We start from the raw sequence: 16,724 nt of genomic DNA, 5'->3' as shown, positions 1-16,724 counted from the left end.
GAGTTTTGCAACTCGCCTCCTGTGAATTCTCCTTCCACCCTGAACCATGTATCGTCATTTCTATATTTCGTAATCCACGCATGCCCGGTTTTCTTTTACCTCAGCCAACAGACCGGCAGCTGCCACGTGATCGGGATGTGTAGAATAAGCTTTCACATCTTCCAGCGTGTCAAACTCGCTGTACAGGGCGATATGCCACGTTTCACCCGGGTTCATATTCAACCCCACTTCTACCTTGCGGATAAAGGGTATCTTGGCAGGCAGAGCCTCTATAGCCTGCTTGAAAGCGTGCATCGCCTCCTGCTTCCGGTCGGTCGGTGTTTCGTCTTTCAATTTGAATAACACAATGTGTTTTACCATAACTTTTGTAAACTTAATAATTTGTTCTTATATTTGTCAGCCAAAAGAGAACGGCCGAACTTCTTAGGCTGCAAAATTACTGGTTTTGTTTCAAATATATACGTAAACAGATGTTAATAATAGGAATTGCAGGCGGCACGGGGTCGGGAAAAACCACCGTTGTACGCAAAATCATCGAAAGTCTGCCTGCGGGGGAAGTCGTGTTACTCCCGCAGGACTCATACTATAAGGACAGTAGCCATGTGCCCGTGGAAGAGCGTCAGAACATCAATTTCGACCATCCCGACGCCTTCGACTGGCCCCTGCTGGCTGCGCAGGTAGCCGCTTTGCGTCGGGGCGAAAGCATCGAGCAACCGACCTATTCCTATCTGACCTGCACGCGTCAGCCGGAAACCATACACATCGAACCGCGCGAAGTGGTCATCATAGAAGGCATTCTGGCATTATGCGACCCTGGGCTTCGCAGTATGATGGATTTGAAAGTTTTCGTAGATACCGACCCCGATGAACGTCTGATACGCGTCATACAGCGAGATATGCTGGAACGCGGACGCACGGCAGAAGCGGTGATGGAGCGTTATATCCGCGTGCTTAAGCCCATGCATGAGCAATTCATTGAACCTTGCAAGCGTTATGCCGACCTCATCGTGCCTGAAGGTGGAAGCAACCAAGTGGCCATCGATATTCTAACAATGTTTATACAGAAACACATATAACATTGTCTATTCGCACTGTCTCTCAAGTAAGTTTATAGCAGGACAAAAGCTGTTTGCGAATAATGAACTGGAACGCATAGATACGAAGGCACAAGCGAAACCAAGAAGCACATACGGTAAGGAAAGGTAAATAAAATGGAAAGCGTTTTATATGAGCGAAAAATCACAGAGGCACAAAGCATTCTGCATTTTACATCACAAAGACAATAACAAGATATGACTTTGTACCCCGGAATCACGGATGTTTCCTATCCGGATAAAAAGCAAGTTCTCTACGTCTTTGTGCCTCTGTGTTTGAAAAGAATCATTACCGGATGCGGTCGGCTGCCTTAACCAACTGATCGTCTTGACGGATAGCGCCGAAAGCCAGCCAGTTCAAGATAATAGCCACTACCGGCAAACAAAGAGCCCAATTCAATTGGAATGAACTGTTCAAATCACTCTTCAATGTAGATATAAAAAGAAGCAAAACAAAAAAGTAAGCTACCAGCAGCACCACATTGAATACAATCATACGCATCTGCAAACGGCGGTTGCGAAACAAGAAAATAGTGCAGAAAGACACAACGGCACTCAATAACAACAGAGAGAAGACTCCCCATGTTGAAAGCAGACTACCATCTGCCTGTATAACTCCCAATGGTTTGAACGCTAAAGCATCAACTTGGTCTGCACCGACAAAATACCCCAAAGGCAGGCACAAGGCACAAATCAACACGATAACCGCCACCAGAAGGTAAACGGATTGTTTGCGTTGTATCATAATTATTGCAGTTTGTCTTTTTCTTTAGCAGGGTTACGATAATATATCTTTCCTTCTATATATTCTTGAGTAGCTATTAACGTAGGTTTCGGCAATTTCTCATAATAGCGGGAAATCTCTATCTGTTCACGGTTCTCAAATACCTCCTCCAGATTATCATTGTATGAAGCAAACTCTGCCAGTTTCTTCGAAAGGTCGTTTTTAATTTCCACACTAATCTGGTTGGCACGTTTAGCAATGATTGCCACTGTTTCGTAGACATTGCCCGTGTCTTTGCACAAATCCATCATATCACGCGTGATAGTGGTGGTAGGAGCATTAGTTTTTCTGTAATCCATACGTTTTATTACTATTATAACAGTTTAATTACAATTTTTCCATCAGTCTTTCAATACTTTCTCGGATTCCTCAAAAATACGCTTGGCTTCCTTGGCATACTTGCTGTCTGGGAATTCATTGATGAAAGCATAGTATTCATCCACAGCCTCCCGGTAACGTTCTTCCTTTCTTTCCTCAACACTATATACGGCCAATTCATATTTAGCACGCAGGATAAGAATGGAAAGGTCTTCCCGAAGATTGGTATAGGGGTAATCTTTCAAAGCATTCTGAGCCGTAATGACACACGACAAGTAGTTGTTTCCTCTGTAGTTTCCCAGGTTATAATACAGTCTTGCAGAAAGATATTCTTTCATCACCAGCTTATCCTGCAAAGCGAAAATCATATTCTGAGCTTCTTCGCGATGGATGCTTTGAGGGAAATATTCCATGAACATCTGCAACTGCTGGATGGCGCTGTATGTACCGGATTGGTCCAGACGCGGTTCGGGTGTATCCAGATACAGTGCTTTACCTGCATAAAAGCGTGCCAGTTCCGTAAAAGTTCCGCGCGGATAAGAGGTATAATATTGGATAAAAGTCTGAGCTGCGGTAGCGTAATCTTCCTGATTAAAATAGCTCATACCCAGCATGTAAAGAGATTCTTCACCCTTGTCGAACCCTTTGAGAATCGTTATCAGTTCATTCAACAAAGTTATGGAACGACTAAACTGACCTTTAGCGAAATAAGCCTTGGCTGCCTCGTATTTGTATTCGTAATCGGTACTTTTCAACAACTGGTTGTATTCTCCGCACGAAGAGAGCATACCTGCAGCCAGCACAAATATTAGGATGTTCTTTTTCATCACATTCACTCAAATAATGTGCAAAGATAGAGGTTCACACCGAATTAACCAACGATGTGAACCTTAATTTTTCAAAAACTTGTTTTTCTCCATGCCGTTCAGCCTATCGGCATGAGGTATAGCCCGCCCGAGGTTAAGCGAACAAGCGGCTCAGCAAGCCGAGATAAGCCCTTCTGCTCCGCGCTTACAGTTTATACAGGTCACTGGCAGCCAGGAGGTCGACTTTTTTCTCCATCAGAATGCGGATGCAGTCGGCCAAGTTATTGGGGCGGATGATGACATGAGCCGTTTCACCGTTGGCGAAGGAATACATGTATTCAATAAAGACACCTTCGTCCGACAAATAGCGGAGCACCCGCGCCAAAGCTCCTGGCACATTGGGGCAGCTGATGCCTATGACATCTGTCACGTTTACAGCAAAATGCCGGCTCTTTAGAGCTTCGTATGCCTTATCCGGTTCGGACACAATACCGCGAAGTATGCCAAAGTCGGCGTTTTCTGCGATGGAAAGGGCGGAAAGATTGATGCCTTCCTCTGCCAGCGCCTCAGTAACTTCGGTGAGGCGACCGGATTTATTTTCCAGGAAAATAGAAAGTTGCTTTGCTACCATTATATATATTGATTTCGTTAAACATTAGTCAATCCATTCGCCGGTTATCAATAACCCGCCGTGCCTTGCCTGTGCTGCGCTCTATGGTTCGGGGTTCAACCAGCCGGACATTCACGCTCAGCCCCAGCACACTTTGCAGACGCGAGCCGAGTTTTTGCTTCAGAGACAACATTTTATTGATTTCATCAGAATAGAAGTCGGGGCGCACCTCAACCTGCAATTCCATCGTATCTGTGTTGTTCACCCGGTCTACCACCAACAGATAATGCGGTTCAAACTCGGGCATCTCCAGAATGACGGACTCGATCTGTGTCGGGAAGACATTGACTCCACGAATGATAAGCATATCGTCGCTTCTCCCCAAAATGCGGTCCATGCGCACCAAGGTACGTCCACAAGGACAAGTGTCATAATGCAGGGCCGTCAGGTCCTTGGTCCGGTAACGTAACAAAGGCATACCTTCTTTAGTGAGATGGGTAAATACCAACTCGCCAGTTTCTCCGGGTGCCACAGGTTCCAAGGTGACCGGGTCGATAATTTCCGGGAAATAATGGTCTTCGTTCAAGTGGGTGCCGTGCTGGCATTCGCATTCGTACCCCACACCGGGGCCTGCCACTTCGCTCAACCCGTATATATCATAGGCTTTGATGCCCAGCTTGGTTTCAAGATCCCGGCGCATACGTTCTGTCCACGGTTCGGCACCGAAAGCGCCGATACGCAACTTAAATTCATCCCGCGGCAATCCCGAATCGACAATTGCATCGGCCAGATAAAGTGCATACGAAGGGGTACAACACAGCACGGTAGCTCCGAAATCGTGCATCAGCGTAATTTGTTTTGCCGTATTTCCGCTGGACATGGGGATGACAGAAGCACCGATATTCTCAGCTCCGGCATGGGCTCCCAAACCGCCCGTAAACAAGCCATAGCCATAAGACACCTGGAAAATGTCCGACTTGCCGGCCCCATAGGCGGTGAAGGCACGCGACAGGCATTCGGCCCAGACCGACAAATCCTTGCGGGTGTAGCCCACTACAGTCGGCTTGCCCGTGGTGCCAGACGAGGCATGAATGCGCACAATCTGACTCATAGGTACGGCACAAAGACCGAAAGGATAATTGTCCCGCAAGTCATATTTAGTAGTAAAAGGCAGTTTTACAATATCGTCAATGCTTTGAATGTCATCGGGAGTGATACCCAACTCCTGCATTTTCCGACGATAAAAGGGGGTGTCATGATAAACTCGTTCCACCGTCTTGTGAAGACGGATGCTCTGAATCTTACGAAGACTCGCCCGGTCCATACACTCGATACTTTCGTTCCAAATCATGTTTTTCTATGGTTATGATGATACATACTGCGAAACACGTTGCCAAGAAACTCGCCAGCAAAGTTTGCCCAAGAGGAAGCCTGACCGCCCTAAAGGCGTTGTTTTTGCCAGACTTTGTCTCTGCTTTTTCCGGACTTCTTTATCAACATGTTCCATTATCGGGAAGTGGCTTAAACTTTTATGCGCAACACCGGCATACCTGCATAGAGCGGCTTCTTTGCTAACCCTTTTCTAAGAAGTTTCTAAGCGATAAGCACCCTGCTTCCGAGCGATAAGCAGCAAGTTCGTCATACCTACGAAGCAACAAGCTGATTATCAACAAGAAGGCAAGCATACCATTCATCGCGCGCCAAGTTCTCACTACTTCCTAACTAAACTCCTGCTGCAAAGTAAGCGATTTTTTTTGTTTATATCAAAGATTTTACCGAATATTGCTACCTCTTAGCATTAGGAAAATGAACAAATTTGAATTGACATCTGATTATAGCCCTACCGGCGACCAGCCGGAAGCCATTGCCCAACTGACCGACGGTCTCCGTCAGGGCCTTCCTGCACAGACGTTATTGGGTGTGACTGGGTCTGGAAAGACTTTCACGATAGCCAACGTAGTGACCAACATCAACAAGCCGACGCTTATACTGAGCCACAACAAGACACTGGCAGCCCAACTATATACAGAATTTAAGAATTTCTTTCCACACAACGCGGTAGAATACTATGTGTCATATTACGATTATTACCAGCCCGAAGCTTATGTCCCCTCTACCGATACTTATATAGAGAAAGACCTGGCCATCAATGATGAGATAGACAAGCTCCGGTTGGCAACCCTCTCTTCGCTGCTTTCCGGACGAAAAGACGTGATTGTGGTGTCTTCCGTTTCCTGCATCTACGGCATGGGCAATCCGTCTGATTTCTATCAGAATGTTATCGAAGTCAAACGAGGTAAGAACTTCAGCCGTAATGTATTCCTGCGCCGCCTGGTGGACAGTCTTTATGTACGTAACGATTTAGAACTGAACCGGGGCAATTTTCGGGTAAAAGGAGACACTGTGGACATCTACCTGGCATACGCCGATACGTTATTGCGCATCATCTTCTGGGGCGATGAGGTAGACGAGATTGACGAAGTAGACCCCATAAGCGGGGTCACACTGGCCCGGCTGGACTCTTATCTTATTTATCCGGCCAATCTCTTTATGACGACAAAAGAAAATACACTGCGCGCCATCCATGAGATAGAAGACGATCTGAAGAAACAGGTGGAGTGGTTCGAAGAACGCGGGCAGATGCTGGAAGCCAAACGCCTCCAGGAACGTGTGACATACGACATGGAAATGTTGCGCGAATTGGGCCATTGCGCAGGTATAGAGAACTATTCGCGCTATTTCGACAACCGCCCGCCCGGCACACGCCCTTATTGCCTGCTGGATTTCTTTCCCAAAGATTATCTGATGGTTATTGACGAGAGCCATGTCAGCATTCCACAGATACGGGCCATGTATAGCGGCGACCGCGCCCGTAAATCTAATTTGGTAGAATACGGATTCCGGTTGCCGGCTGCTTTCGATAACCGCCCGCTCAAATTCGAAGAGTTTGAAGAAATGACCAGGCAGGTCATCTATGTAAGTGCCACGCCTGCCGATTATGAATTAAGCAAGTCGGAAGGCATCGTGGTAGAACAGGTCATCCGGCCGACAGGGTTGCTGGATCCCGTCATCGAAGTACGCCCCAGCATGAACCAGATAGACGACCTGATGGAAGAGATTCAGCTGCGCATCGAACGAGGGGAACGTACTCTGGTGACAACCCTGACCAAACGAATGGCCGAGGAACTGACGGAATACCTGCTGAACAACAACGTGAAATGTAACTACATCCATAGCGACGTGGACACCTTGGAACGTGTGAAAATTATGGCAGACTTGCGAGAAGGTGTTTACGATGTGCTGATAGGCGTCAATCTTCTGCGCGAAGGACTGGACCTGCCGGAGGTTTCTCTCGTTGCCATTCTCGATGCAGACAAAGAAGGCTTCCTTCGTTCGCATCGTTCTCTGACACAAACCGCCGGACGTGCAGCACGCAATGTGAATGGCATGGTTATCATGTATGCCGACCGGGTAACAGACAGCATGAAGCAAACCATCGAGGAAACCAACCGGCGTCGCGAAAAGCAGCTCCGCTACAATGCTGAGCACGGAATTACTCCGCAACAAATCAAAAAAGCCAAACCTACCAATATTTTCGCTACTTCAACGGAAACTTCTCCTGCCGGTACACCCCACACGAAAGGAGAACAGACGGCTCCCCGGCCTTACATCGAACCCGAAGCAACTGTGTTTGTCGCCGCCGACCCGATTGTAGACTACATGAACAGAGAGCAACTGGAGAAGAGCATGCTCCGCACCCGCAAGCTTATGCAAGAGGCTGCAAAACGGCTCGATTTTATAGAGGCTGCCCAATATCGGGACGAAGTGTTGCGTTTGGAAGAAATACTCAAAAGCAAACCTGGTAAATAAAGAACCTTCTGCAAAAAAACTTCCTTAAATCAACGGAAGTCGCGTAAAAGTTGCAATGGTTTTCCGGCAAAGAAGCGATAATATGGCAGAGTTTTCTTATCTTTGCGGTCAATTTGCCTGAAAAGGCAGGTTAATAAATGACTGACAGATTATGAAGGTAAGATTTATGAGCTTGGCAAGCGGCAGCAGCGGCAACTGTTATTTTCTTGGTACTGAAGAATATGGTATATTGATTGATGCAGGAATTGCTGCACGTACCATCAAAAAGCATTTACGCGATGCGGGAATAGGCATAGAAACCATACGGGCCATTTTTATCACACACGATCATGCTGACCACATCAAAGGAGTTGCCGGATTAGGCGAGCGGTTTCATATACCAGTCTACGCTACCGCACTCACCCATAAAGGCATTGAGCGCAGTTACTGTGTAACAGAAAAGCTTACTACATCTGCCCATATCATCCCCAAGGAAGTTCCTCTGACATTGGAAGACTTCCAGATAGAAGCCTTTGAGGTGCCACACGACGGAACCGACAATGTCGGCTATTGCATAAGCATAGCGGGGCGCGTATTCGTTTTCCTGACAGACTTAGGGCACATTACTGCAACAGCAGCAGCCTATATTTCACGTGCAAATTACCTTATCATGGAGGCGAACTACGATGAAGACATGCTGCGCATGGGACCCTATCCTTACTACCTCAAAGAACGTATTACAGGTTCGACAGGGCATTTGTCCAATGCTACGACAGCCGATTTCTTAGCTGCCCACTTTCCACAAGGCTTACGCCACATCTGGCTTTGCCATTTGAGCCGTGAGAACAATCACCCGGAACTGGCTGTCAAAACAGTAGAATTGCGCCTGAAAGAACACGGAATTATAGTAGGACGCGATGTCTTGCTGACTGCACTAAAGCGCACTACCCCGTCAGAAATTTATGAATTAGACTGAATAGGTAAATGTGCAAAATGAAGTGATACTAAACGCAGAGACACGGAGCCACAGAGTTATTTTCCTCTCCCGTGTGCGGCGAAGCTGCGAAATCCGTGTCTCTCCCATTGCCTTTCCGACAGGACATTACGGAACTTGGCAGATCTGTGTTTCACATCAATTACACATAAATTAAGTCCGGTTGATTACTTAAATGTCTTATCTCTTGCATATATCAAAAGTATTTTGTTATTTTGCACCGCATTTTTATGGAATGAATGCTTTTAACCTGCGGCAATAGCTCAGTTGGTAGAGCATCAGCTTCCCAAGCTGAGGGTCACGAGTTCGAACCTCGCTTGCCGCTCATAGAAAAGAGGCTAATCTGAAAAGATTTTCCTCTTTTTTTGTTGTATGACAGTCGTTTGCAACAAACAGTGAAGAAAGATGTCGAAGAATCACATTCTACAAGTAACATTTTTAACCTACAAGTAGCCGATTTTTGTTTTAGCAATGTTTTAGCAGAAAGAGCTATGGCAACATTCAAAGCAACAATATTCAAAGACAGACAGCGTGAGGACAAAACATGGAACGTATTCATCCGGTTCACGCATGAAAGAAAAGTGAGGTATATCGCTACAACGATGTATGTCACCAAGAAGGACATGACTGCCAGCTACAAAATAAAGAATCAGCAGATAATTGATAAGTGCGATGCGCTTATACGTACATACCGGGAGAAAATTGCACCTCTCAATCTCGAACTGAATGACATGCCCATAGATGATATAGTAGAGTATATCAAATCTGGCAAAAAGGATAATGGAGGTATTGATTTTATTGGATTTTCCCGTAAATGGTGCTCGTCCCACCCGGAGTTGAAAGACATTAAGAATTATATTTCTGCCATAAACTCATTCTGCTTGTTTTTTGAGCGAGAGCACATCCTATGCAGTGAGGTGACAGTTAAAACAATGAAGGCATTTGAAGAATTCCTTTCGGAAAAGAAACGGGCGCAATCACTGTACACATCAAAAATCGTCCGCTTGTTCAACGAACACACATGAAGTTGTGGTTTAGGGAAAAAAAGAAGTATCTTTGTCTCACGAAAGGAGATAAAGATATGCAAAGCACTGTATTCAACAACGCACAAATGGAATTGCTGGACATGATGTCTTTCGTTGATACGCCTGAAATGCTGGCTCAACTGAAGCAGGCTATATCTGATTTCTTTGCCCGCCGGGCAGAAGAAGAAATAGATCGGCTATGGGAAACGGGGGCATTGGATGAACAAAAGGTTGAAAACTTCCGAAACTTACACGAACGGACACCTTATAACTAATCAGACTCTTCCATGTAACACATTGTGCTTGATACAAATAGCCTGATTATGGCTATTTCTTCACGTAACCGTTATCATAAGGTATGGAGGGCCTTTCTGCAAGGCGACTACATCTTATGCATCACGAATGAAATTGTTGAAGAATATCACGAAGTCATTGCCCGTAACATTAACAAGCTAGTGGCAGAAGCTATTGTCTACGTCATACTGGCACGAAACAACATAAAGAGATTGGCACCTCATTTCCATTTTCACCTGATTGAAGCAGATGAAGATGACAATAAATTTGTGGATTGCGCCATTGCAGCCAACGCCCGCTACATTGTAACGGAAGATCATCACTTCGATGTGCTTAAAAAGATTCCTTTTCCCTCCGTAGCCGTCATTAGCATTGACGACTTCCTGAAAGAACTTTAACTTCCTTCTTTTACTTGAACGCTCATAAAGACAAATTCATTTATGAGCAATATGAAATATGTATTATTCATCGCAGCAGCCGCGCTTGCATTGGCGGCTTGCACGGGCGACGAGAATTTGAACGACGGGCCGGTGGCTATCCGGCTCAGCAGTGCAGACCCGTGCGGCATCGGGCATCCAAGGCAGTGCGTTTGATGAAGGCGAGTCTGTGGACATATTCATCACCGAAGCTGTGGAGGCAGACGAGTCGGCAACTACCACTTATCCGCAGCCGTTGACCTATACCACGGGGACGAACGGAACGATGACACCTCCGACAGGCGGACAGCCTTACTTCCCGACCAGCGGCAATGGGGTGAACATCTATGCCTATTACCCTTCGGGAGCTGTGACGGATATGGGTGCATCGGGTGTGGCTTTCACAGTGAAGACTGACCAAAGCACGGATGCAGCTTACAAGGCCAGCGACCTGATGTTTGGCACGGCAGCCAATCCCGTCAGTCGCCAAAGCAGTGCAATCCCCGTCACATTCCGGCACCTGCTCTCCAAGATAACTGTCAACCTGACTTCCGGCGACGGCAATCCTTCGTTGGACGGTGCTACGGTTTCGTTGATGAACGTCCGCCTCGATGCACAGCTTACACCATCCGATGGTACGGTGGCAGAAGGGACGGGTACCCAGGACGAAAGTGTCACGGTGACAACCGGCACCGGCGGCAGTGCCATCATTCCCGTTCAGACCGTTGCGAGTGGCAAGCAGTTTATCCGGGTTCAGTTGCAAACAGGAGGCAAGCTGTATTACACGCTGCCCCAAAATGCCACGTTCCAGGGTGGAAAGGTATATACCTACAACATCAAAGTAAACCTGACAGATTTGGAGGTCACGTCAAGCATTACCGACTGGACAACAGACGGGGACTACTCCGGCGACAGTAACGGTGAAGCCAACATGTAGTAAATTCCTACAAAAATCAGCCATCCCGTGCATTGGCGTAAGTACGGAGATACGCTATATAATAATGGTGTAGCGGGCGGTATCGCAACCGCCGGTAGTATATGTAAAAACAAGAGCGTTCTTTGACAGATTGGATTGGAGATTAGAGAAAAAGACGTAACTTTGCGGAAATTAAAAAAGCAAAGGTATGGAAGCGATAAAATTGAAGCAGTCTCTGTTATCGACGATTGACAACATCGACGAAAGAAATACGGACTTACAGCAAAAGTTAGTGGCTGCGGTAAAAAGTATCATCCGGCAGAATGCGAAAGAGCGTACAGACGAGATAACCCCTTTTGTGCAGAGCATGAAAGTAGGTGTCAAGCTGCCTGCCGATTTGGATGTAAAGGCTTTGCGTGATGAACATCTCAAAGAGAAATACTCATGAACAAAGTTCTTTTTCGGATTTTGAGGATGCACTTCAATACCATTCGGCAGTAAATGCGGGAGCAACGATGATTATCACCCGCAATAAAAAAGACTATCAGCTGTCTGCCTTGCCTGTATTTACACCGGACGAATATCTGAATCTCTAACCCAATACCTTCTCTCAAAGTGCGCTCATAAAGAATCGATTTAGATTTATGAGCGACATGAAACATACCTTAATCCTTGCAGCCACGGCATTCCTGTTTGCCGCCTGCACGCAGGACGAACTAAGCTCCCCCACGGGGGGAGTTGAGGGGGCTGTGCTGACTTTCACCGCCAGTATAGAGGGCGGCGGCCTAACCCGTGCCACAGTGGACAACACATGGAGCGGCGACGAGACCGTGGCCCTGCAAATCAACGCCGGGGGCTGGCTCAACTATACGGCAGATGCCTCCGGCAACTTGACCGGCAACGACTATTATTGGCAAAACACAGACCCAGTCACCGTGCAGGGCATCTGCCCGGCCACAGCAGCGGGAAGCACGACATGGAGCGTGGAGAGCGACCAAAGCAGTTACCGGAATTATCAGTCGGGCGACCTGCTGGCGACCGGAATGACGACCGTAACCTATGGCAGTGCCGCCAACCTTACCTTTCGCCACCAGACCGCCAAGCTGGTGGTGAATATCGTGGATGGGCCAATTGTTCCTGATGATCCGGAAGTAACTGTCGGTGACAATAACCTCGCGCTCACGGGCACCTTCACCAAGCCGTCCTCTGGCAGTAGCTTCGGCACATGGACTCCGGGAGCGCAGACCGGAAGCATCACGCCGTATCGCCTTCCAAACCCCAACACGGTAGCGGAAAAGAATATCAAGGTGAGCTATGCAGCCCTTGTCATTCCACAAAACCTCATGGAAAGCATTAGACTGATAAGCATCCTGATAAACGGGCAGCTATACACTTACGAACTCCCCCTTGACATCACTTGGAAGCCGGGCTGTGTATATACTTATACCATCACCGTGCGGGCAGAAGGCTTGGAGGTATCGGTGGACACCATCCAGGATTGGACCGACGGTGGCGGCGAGAGCGGTAATGCGACAGACCCGGGTGACGGATACACGGTTTCCGAAGATGGTAACACCTATACCGTCTATACCGCCGACGGTCTGATGGCATGGGCGGAAGCGGCGCAGGGTAACCCGTCGTTGAATTGTACCTTGACCCATGACATAGACCTTTCGGGTACTGAATGGGAACCGATAGGCGACAGAAACAATGTTTACACAGGCACTTTCGATGGTAATGGGCATACGATTAGAAATATGGCAATTACAAAGGAGAATCTGTCTTTCGGTGATGATTGTGGAATGTTTGGCCGTGTGGGTACAAATGCAACCATAAAGGATCTGACCCTTGAGAATGTGCGCCTGGATGTTGGTGCTGATGGCATTCCTATAGGAGCTTTGGCCGGATCTAATCAAGGAACCATCTCGAACTGTAAGGTTTCCGGGAATATCTCCGTTACAAACAATGAAATGCAGTATGTCGGAGGCATCGTCGGGTGGATGGAATCCGGAGTTATACAATATTGCCATTCCTCGGCTTCCGTTCAAGGCGGAAACTCAGCTTATGTAGGCGGAGTATTGGGAGGCGAATATATAACGGCAACAGTTATCAAAGGTTGCTCGTTTTCGGGTTCAGTTACCGGTGATCGATTTGTTGGCGGCATTGCAGGATATTGCCGGTCCTTCGATAAGAAAACTGCCTGCTATTCCACAGGCTCTCTCTCTTCTACAGGTGGTTTTGCAGGCGGCATTGTCGGAGCCCTACAGATTACCAGTGAGGCAAATGCTTGCTATTGGAGTAATTTCGATGGTGAAGGTGTCGGCTATGGTTATAACTCAAGTGAAGGAACCGGCCTCTACAAGGTTGACGGCACCACCCACACCTGGCAGACCGCCACCGGAGCGATGAACGTCGCCCTCGGCGCGGACAGCGAATATATATGGGAAACCACCGACGCGGACACGCCGCCGACCCTTGTAAAGAACAGATAAAACCTATATAAGATGAAACGACATTTTTTAGTATACACTACGCTTGCCTCTGTGCTCGGCCTTGCAGCCTGCACGCAGGAAGAAAGCTCCCCCTCGGGGGGAGTTGAGGGGGCTCCCCTAACCTTGACCGCCTCCATAGAGGGCGGCGCCGACACTCGCGCTACGGTGGATAACACATGGAGCGGCGGCGAGACCATGGCCCTGCAAGTGAACGGTAGGGACTGGTACAATTACACGGCAGACGCCTCCGGCAATTTTACCGGCAACTACTATTGGCAAAACAAAAACCCCATCACCGTGCAGGGCATCTGCCCCGCCACAGCCGTGGAAAGCACGACATGGAGCGTGAAGAACGACCAAAGCAGCGATGCGGACTATCAGTCGGGCGACCTGCTGGCAAGCGAACTGACGAACGTAAATTATGTCAGTACCGCCCACCTTACCTTCCGCCACCAGACTGCCAAAGTGGTGGTGAACGTCAGCCGGGAAGGTCTGCCCGACGCTATCGGTGCCACGGCGCAAGACATCAGCTTGGGCATAGGTGAGGATGAAAACATCTTGATGGACGGCACCTTTACACTCCCGACGGGCGGTAGCGGATACGGCACATGGACACCCGGCACCACGGAAGGCAGCATCACGCCCCACCTGTCCGGGACTGCGGCAGACGGCTGCGTAGCTACCTACGAAGCCCTTGTCATCCCGCAAACCATCAGGAGCGGTGCATGGCTGCTGACTTTCAACGCCACGAAGGACGACACCGGCTACGGCCCATTCTACTATATGCTACAGAAAGACACCGAATGGAAAGCTGGCTATAAGTACACCTACAATGTTACCATCACCCTCTACGGCCTTCAGGTATCGGTCGATACCGGTAGCATGACATGGGAAGAGGGCACAGGTGGCGAAGGCTCGGTAGATCTGCCCATTTAATGAAGGAAAAAGACATGTTTGAGCGGATAAGAATATACTTGAAATACGAAACCCCGGAATAAAGTGTAGCGGGCGGCATCGCAGCCGTCGGTGGCACAAAAAGAGTGTAAACAAGAGCGTTCTTTGAAAAAATGGTATAAGAAGAAAAGGATATTCTCGCAAAAAAGCGTTACCTTTGCCAATAGAATCAACAAAGGACAAGTTTATGAACAAGAAGAATGTAATAAAGGACAAGGCTAACATCTTCCAGCGCATGTTGGAAGACAAGCGTGCCATTCGCCGTTGCATTCAGAAAGGCGAGGACTTGAACAAACTGGCAAAACAGCGTGGAATCAAATTCGTTACTCCCCTATAACATTACGGAAGAAGCGGATTTGACCTATTCTTTCACAACGAGGCATGGTATCACTTATCATGCCTATTTCCTTGACTATTCCTGCTATCATCCGGCATTTGCCAACGTCTATACGTTCAATATTGAACCGGAAGAAGATACGCCTCATCCCATAGACCAGCGCATTGCGCTGACCGTTATCCACATCTTGAAGCTGTTCTTCAGCCGTAACGAGAATGCCATGATTATGATATGTGACAATCTCGACGGGAAGGAACGGAAGCGGGAAATGCTGTTCACGCGTTGGTTTATGCGCTATAATGATGGAATCATACAGAAATACGATGCGTCATCGACCACAGACGACTACATGCTATATGTGTCGTTGTACATACATCGGGATAATCCCGACGCACGGCAACTTGTAGCCGCCTTCTACGATTTGGTGAAGAACAATCTTTATCCGTTGGAATAGTCTTTTCCTTTTATACCTTTCTTTTGAAGCACGTTCATAAACGAATATTATTTATGAGCGATATGAAACATACAGCATTGCTATTTATGGCGGCACTCCTGCTCGCCTCGTGCAACCACAATGACAGGGGTGCCGGCACGGATGCCGCCACCTACATCCCCGATGCGCCCGACTATGCCGACGCCGCGATGTGGTACACCCGCGAGAATAGCACGGCGGACAAGGGCGCGGACATATTCTACCTCGTCTCCACCTGGGAGACCGACTGGACTACGGGGGACGGGCGCGTCTGCCACTATGCCGACGTGCATAACGCCACGCACCGTGCCAACATGGACAAGGAGATTTCCCGCATCGCCGCTTACATGGGTGAGGCAGGCGACTTCTATTCGCCCTACTACCGCCACATCACCATCGAGGGATGGGCGACGCTGAACGAGGATACCATCAACAACCGCTTCCGCACCGCCTTCAGCGACGTGCAGGCGGCCTTCGACACCTTCCTCCGCGGGCGCCCCGACCCCGACCGGCCCTTTGTGCTGGCGGGCTTCAGCTAGGGCGGCAAGGCGGTGGTGGAGCTGCTGAAGACGATGCCCGCAGACGTGGCGCGCCGTCTGGTGGCGGCCTATGTGCTGGGCTATAAGGTGACACCCGCCGACACGCTCGCCACGGAGAGCATCCGTCCGGCGCGGGGAGCCACGGACACGGGCGTGACCATCTGCTACAACTCCGTGTCCGACGTGCGCTACATCCAGCCCGTGGTGGCAGCCCCCTGTGCGATGTGCATCAACCCCGTGAACTGGTGCACCGATGCTACGCCCGCTACGCTGCACGACACCATCACCGTCAGCGTCTCGCCCGAGCACCACGTACTGGTCGTGAAAGGTTACAGCGGTTCGGAATACCAGCCCATCCTGGGCTTCCTCAATGTGGGCGACTTCCACAGCGCCGAGCCGTGGCTCTACGAGGAATGCCTGCGCGAGAACATCCGGGCACGGGTGGAGGCGTATTATAATAATGGTGAATGGTGAATGATGAATGGTGAATGGTGAATGATGAATGGTGAATGATGAATGGTGAATGGTGAATGATGAATGGTGAATGATGAATGGTGAATGATGAATGGTGATGCGTTGTCAGTATTCGTGTCATACCACAGGGAAATTCTTCACTCTTCATTATTAGTTCTTCATTAATCAAGCGTTCTTTGACAGACTGGGAAACAAAAGAGATGAAATGATGAGGAATAATTCAATTAATTCCTTAGAGCCTGTTTAAATTTTAAAGTTTAATATAGAAAGAGTGTTTCTTCTTTCTTCGGAAATGATTATTTTTAAGTTTCCACACTTGAAATAATTATGTATCCGACAGATTTAGAAGA

General features: G+C 48.3%; 20 protein-coding genes, 1 tRNA gene and 1 pseudogene. 16 read left to right on the top strand and 6 right to left on the bottom strand.

All coding sequences use genetic code 11. From position 1 onward, the window contains the following. Nucleotides 1–60: 60 nt before the first annotated feature. Complete coding sequence (locus tag B5F34_RS10760; protein ID WP_087338619.1) at nt 61–360, bottom strand: Dabb family protein; 300 nt, start codon at nt 358–360, stop codon at nt 61–63. A 110-nt stretch (nt 361–470) separates the two neighbouring features. On the opposite strand from B5F34_RS10760, the gene udk reads away from it, so the two are divergent. Continuing rightward, entirely contained in the window at nt 471–1,076 is a 606-nt protein-coding gene (gene udk / locus B5F34_RS10755) for a uridine kinase (RefSeq protein ID WP_087338618.1), read from the top strand. A gap of 307 nt (nt 1,077–1,383) precedes the next feature. On the opposite strand, the gene B5F34_RS10750 is transcribed toward udk, so the two are convergent. The 5 genes from B5F34_RS10750 to B5F34_RS10730 all read right to left on the bottom strand — a co-directional run bounded on the left by B5F34_RS10750 (nt 1,384) and on the right by B5F34_RS10730 (nt 4,963). After that, a complete protein-coding gene (locus B5F34_RS10750; protein ID WP_087338614.1) occupies nt 1,384–1,839 on the bottom strand; it encodes a DUF4293 domain-containing protein in 456 nt (151 codons plus the stop codon). Between the two features lie 2 nt (nt 1,840–1,841). After that, nucleotides 1,842–2,177 (bottom strand): DNA-directed RNA polymerase subunit omega, encoded by a 336-nt coding sequence (locus tag B5F34_RS10745; protein WP_087338611.1) that lies wholly within the window; start codon nt 2,175–2,177, stop codon nt 1,842–1,844. 42 nt (nt 2,178–2,219) lie between these two features. After that, nucleotides 2,220–3,023: an outer membrane protein assembly factor BamD gene (gene bamD / locus B5F34_RS10740; protein WP_087338608.1), complete on the bottom strand. Its 804-nt coding sequence runs from the start codon at nt 3,021–3,023 to the stop codon at nt 2,220–2,222. Between the two features lie 184 nt (nt 3,024–3,207). After that, on the bottom strand, nt 3,208–3,633 hold the full coding sequence (locus B5F34_RS10735) for an ACT domain-containing protein (protein ID WP_087338606.1): 426 nt from the start codon (nt 3,631–3,633) through the stop codon (nt 3,208–3,210). Nucleotides 3,634–3,661: 28 nt separating this feature from the next. After that, the gene (locus tag B5F34_RS10730; RefSeq protein ID WP_087338603.1) at nt 3,662–4,963 is read right to left on the bottom strand and encodes a phenylacetate--CoA ligase; all 1,302 of its coding nucleotides are present in this window, start codon (nt 4,961–4,963) and stop codon (nt 3,662–3,664) included. A 455-nt stretch (nt 4,964–5,418) separates the two neighbouring features. On the opposite strand from B5F34_RS10730, the gene uvrB reads away from it, so the two are divergent. The 15 genes and pseudogenes from uvrB (at nt 5,419) to B5F34_RS10670 (ending at nt 16,374) form a co-directional block, all read left to right on the top strand. Then, nucleotides 5,419–7,482 (top strand): excinuclease ABC subunit UvrB, encoded by a 2,064-nt coding sequence (gene uvrB / locus B5F34_RS10725; protein WP_087338600.1) that lies wholly within the window; start codon nt 5,419–5,421, stop codon nt 7,480–7,482. A gap of 151 nt (nt 7,483–7,633) precedes the next feature. Further along, nucleotides 7,634–8,437: an MBL fold metallo-hydrolase gene (locus B5F34_RS10720; RefSeq protein ID WP_087338597.1), complete on the top strand. Its 804-nt coding sequence runs from the start codon at nt 7,634–7,636 to the stop codon at nt 8,435–8,437. 270 nt (nt 8,438–8,707) lie between these two features. Continuing rightward, a tRNA-Gly gene (locus tag B5F34_RS10715) sits at nt 8,708–8,780 on the top strand. 70 nt (nt 8,781–8,850) lie between these two features. Beyond that, nucleotides 8,851–9,480 carry a phage integrase SAM-like domain-containing protein gene (locus tag B5F34_RS10710; protein ID WP_239448922.1) on the top strand — a complete coding sequence of 210 codons (630 nt, stop codon included), beginning with the start codon at nt 8,851–8,853 and terminating at the stop codon, nt 9,478–9,480. 56 nt (nt 9,481–9,536) lie between these two features. Beyond that, nucleotides 9,537–9,755, top strand: coding sequence for a dephospho-CoA kinase (locus B5F34_RS10705; RefSeq protein WP_087338770.1), 219 nt, complete (start codon nt 9,537–9,539; stop codon nt 9,753–9,755). Between the two features lie 24 nt (nt 9,756–9,779). Continuing rightward, nucleotides 9,780–10,172 carry a putative toxin-antitoxin system toxin component, PIN family gene (locus B5F34_RS10700; RefSeq protein WP_343224311.1) on the top strand — a complete coding sequence of 131 codons (393 nt, stop codon included), beginning with the start codon at nt 9,780–9,782 and terminating at the stop codon, nt 10,170–10,172. 42 nt (nt 10,173–10,214) lie between these two features. Further along, a complete protein-coding gene (locus B5F34_RS17590; protein ID WP_162609321.1) occupies nt 10,215–10,367 on the top strand; it encodes a hypothetical protein in 153 nt (50 codons plus the stop codon). Further along, on the top strand, nt 10,324–11,127 hold the full coding sequence (locus B5F34_RS10695) for a fimbrillin family protein (protein ID WP_087338593.1): 804 nt from the start codon (nt 10,324–10,326) through the stop codon (nt 11,125–11,127). The genes B5F34_RS17590 and B5F34_RS10695 overlap by 44 nt, the downstream gene beginning before the upstream one ends. Nucleotides 11,128–11,314: 187 nt before the next feature. Then, a complete protein-coding gene (locus B5F34_RS10690) occupies nt 11,315–11,554 on the top strand; it encodes a DUF6364 family protein (protein WP_087338590.1) in 240 nt (79 codons plus the stop codon). Beyond that, nucleotides 11,526–11,702, top strand: a complete 177-nt coding sequence (locus B5F34_RS17360) for a PIN domain-containing protein (protein WP_140392996.1) — start codon at nt 11,526–11,528, stop codon at nt 11,700–11,702. The genes B5F34_RS10690 and B5F34_RS17360 overlap by 29 nt, the downstream gene beginning before the upstream one ends. A 48-nt stretch (nt 11,703–11,750) precedes the next feature. Then, nucleotides 11,751–13,598 (top strand): fimbrillin family protein, encoded by a 1,848-nt coding sequence (locus B5F34_RS10685; protein ID WP_087338588.1) that lies wholly within the window; start codon nt 11,751–11,753, stop codon nt 13,596–13,598. Nucleotides 13,599–13,610: 12 nt separating this feature from the next. Next, nucleotides 13,611–14,534 (top strand): fimbrillin family protein, encoded by a 924-nt coding sequence (locus B5F34_RS10680; protein WP_087338586.1) that lies wholly within the window; start codon nt 13,611–13,613, stop codon nt 14,532–14,534. A gap of 205 nt (nt 14,535–14,739) precedes the next feature. Next, the gene (locus B5F34_RS17750) at nt 14,740–14,889 is read left to right on the top strand and encodes a hypothetical protein (RefSeq protein WP_204245599.1); all 150 of its coding nucleotides are present in this window, start codon (nt 14,740–14,742) and stop codon (nt 14,887–14,889) included. Beyond that, on the top strand, nt 14,861–15,343 hold the full coding sequence (locus tag B5F34_RS10675) for a DUF6169 family protein (protein ID WP_087338583.1): 483 nt from the start codon (nt 14,861–14,863) through the stop codon (nt 15,341–15,343). Before B5F34_RS17750 ends, B5F34_RS10675 begins: the two co-directional genes overlap by 29 nt. 53 nt (nt 15,344–15,396) lie before the next feature. Next, a pseudogene (locus B5F34_RS10670) lies at nt 15,397–16,374 on the top strand (DUF3089 domain-containing protein). The last annotated feature ends 350 nt before the right edge of the window (nt 16,375–16,724 follow it).

It is taken from the genome of Mediterranea sp. An20 (assembly GCF_002160055.1).
Lineage (GTDB): Bacteria > Bacteroidota > Bacteroidia > Bacteroidales > Bacteroidaceae > Bacteroides > Bacteroides avicola.
This window is presented reverse-complemented; position numbering and strand designations above follow the sequence as displayed.

Coding starts and splice junctions, on each gene's coding strand:
- B5F34_RS10685 (WP_087338588.1), top strand. CDS start 11,751: ATGAGCGACATGAAACATACCTTAATCCTTGCAGCCACGGCATTCCTG.
- B5F34_RS10730 (WP_087338603.1), bottom strand. CDS start 4,963: ATGATTTGGAACGAAAGTATCGAGTGTATGGACCGGGCGAGTCTTCGT.
- B5F34_RS10735 (WP_087338606.1), bottom strand. CDS start 3,633: ATGGTAGCAAAGCAACTTTCTATTTTCCTGGAAAATAAATCCGGTCGC.
- B5F34_RS17360 (WP_140392996.1), top strand. CDS start 11,526: ATGAACATCTCAAAGAGAAATACTCATGAACAAAGTTCTTTTTCGGAT.
- B5F34_RS10705 (WP_087338770.1), top strand. CDS start 9,537: ATGCAAAGCACTGTATTCAACAACGCACAAATGGAATTGCTGGACATG.
- B5F34_RS17590 (WP_162609321.1), top strand. CDS start 10,215: ATGAGCAATATGAAATATGTATTATTCATCGCAGCAGCCGCGCTTGCA.
- bamD (WP_087338608.1), bottom strand. CDS start 3,023: ATGAAAAAGAACATCCTAATATTTGTGCTGGCTGCAGGTATGCTCTCT.
- B5F34_RS10760 (WP_087338619.1), bottom strand. CDS start 360: ATGGTAAAACACATTGTGTTATTCAAATTGAAAGACGAAACACCGACC.
- B5F34_RS17750 (WP_204245599.1), top strand. CDS start 14,740: ATGAACAAGAAGAATGTAATAAAGGACAAGGCTAACATCTTCCAGCGC.
- B5F34_RS10690 (WP_087338590.1), top strand. CDS start 11,315: ATGGAAGCGATAAAATTGAAGCAGTCTCTGTTATCGACGATTGACAAC.
- B5F34_RS10680 (WP_087338586.1), top strand. CDS start 13,611: ATGAAACGACATTTTTTAGTATACACTACGCTTGCCTCTGTGCTCGGC.
- B5F34_RS10720 (WP_087338597.1), top strand. CDS start 7,634: ATGAAGGTAAGATTTATGAGCTTGGCAAGCGGCAGCAGCGGCAACTGT.
- udk (WP_087338618.1), top strand. CDS start 471: ATGTTAATAATAGGAATTGCAGGCGGCACGGGGTCGGGAAAAACCACC.
- B5F34_RS10745 (WP_087338611.1), bottom strand. CDS start 2,177: ATGGATTACAGAAAAACTAATGCTCCTACCACCACTATCACGCGTGAT.
- uvrB (WP_087338600.1), top strand. CDS start 5,419: ATGAACAAATTTGAATTGACATCTGATTATAGCCCTACCGGCGACCAG.
- B5F34_RS10750 (WP_087338614.1), bottom strand. CDS start 1,839: ATGATACAACGCAAACAATCCGTTTACCTTCTGGTGGCGGTTATCGTG.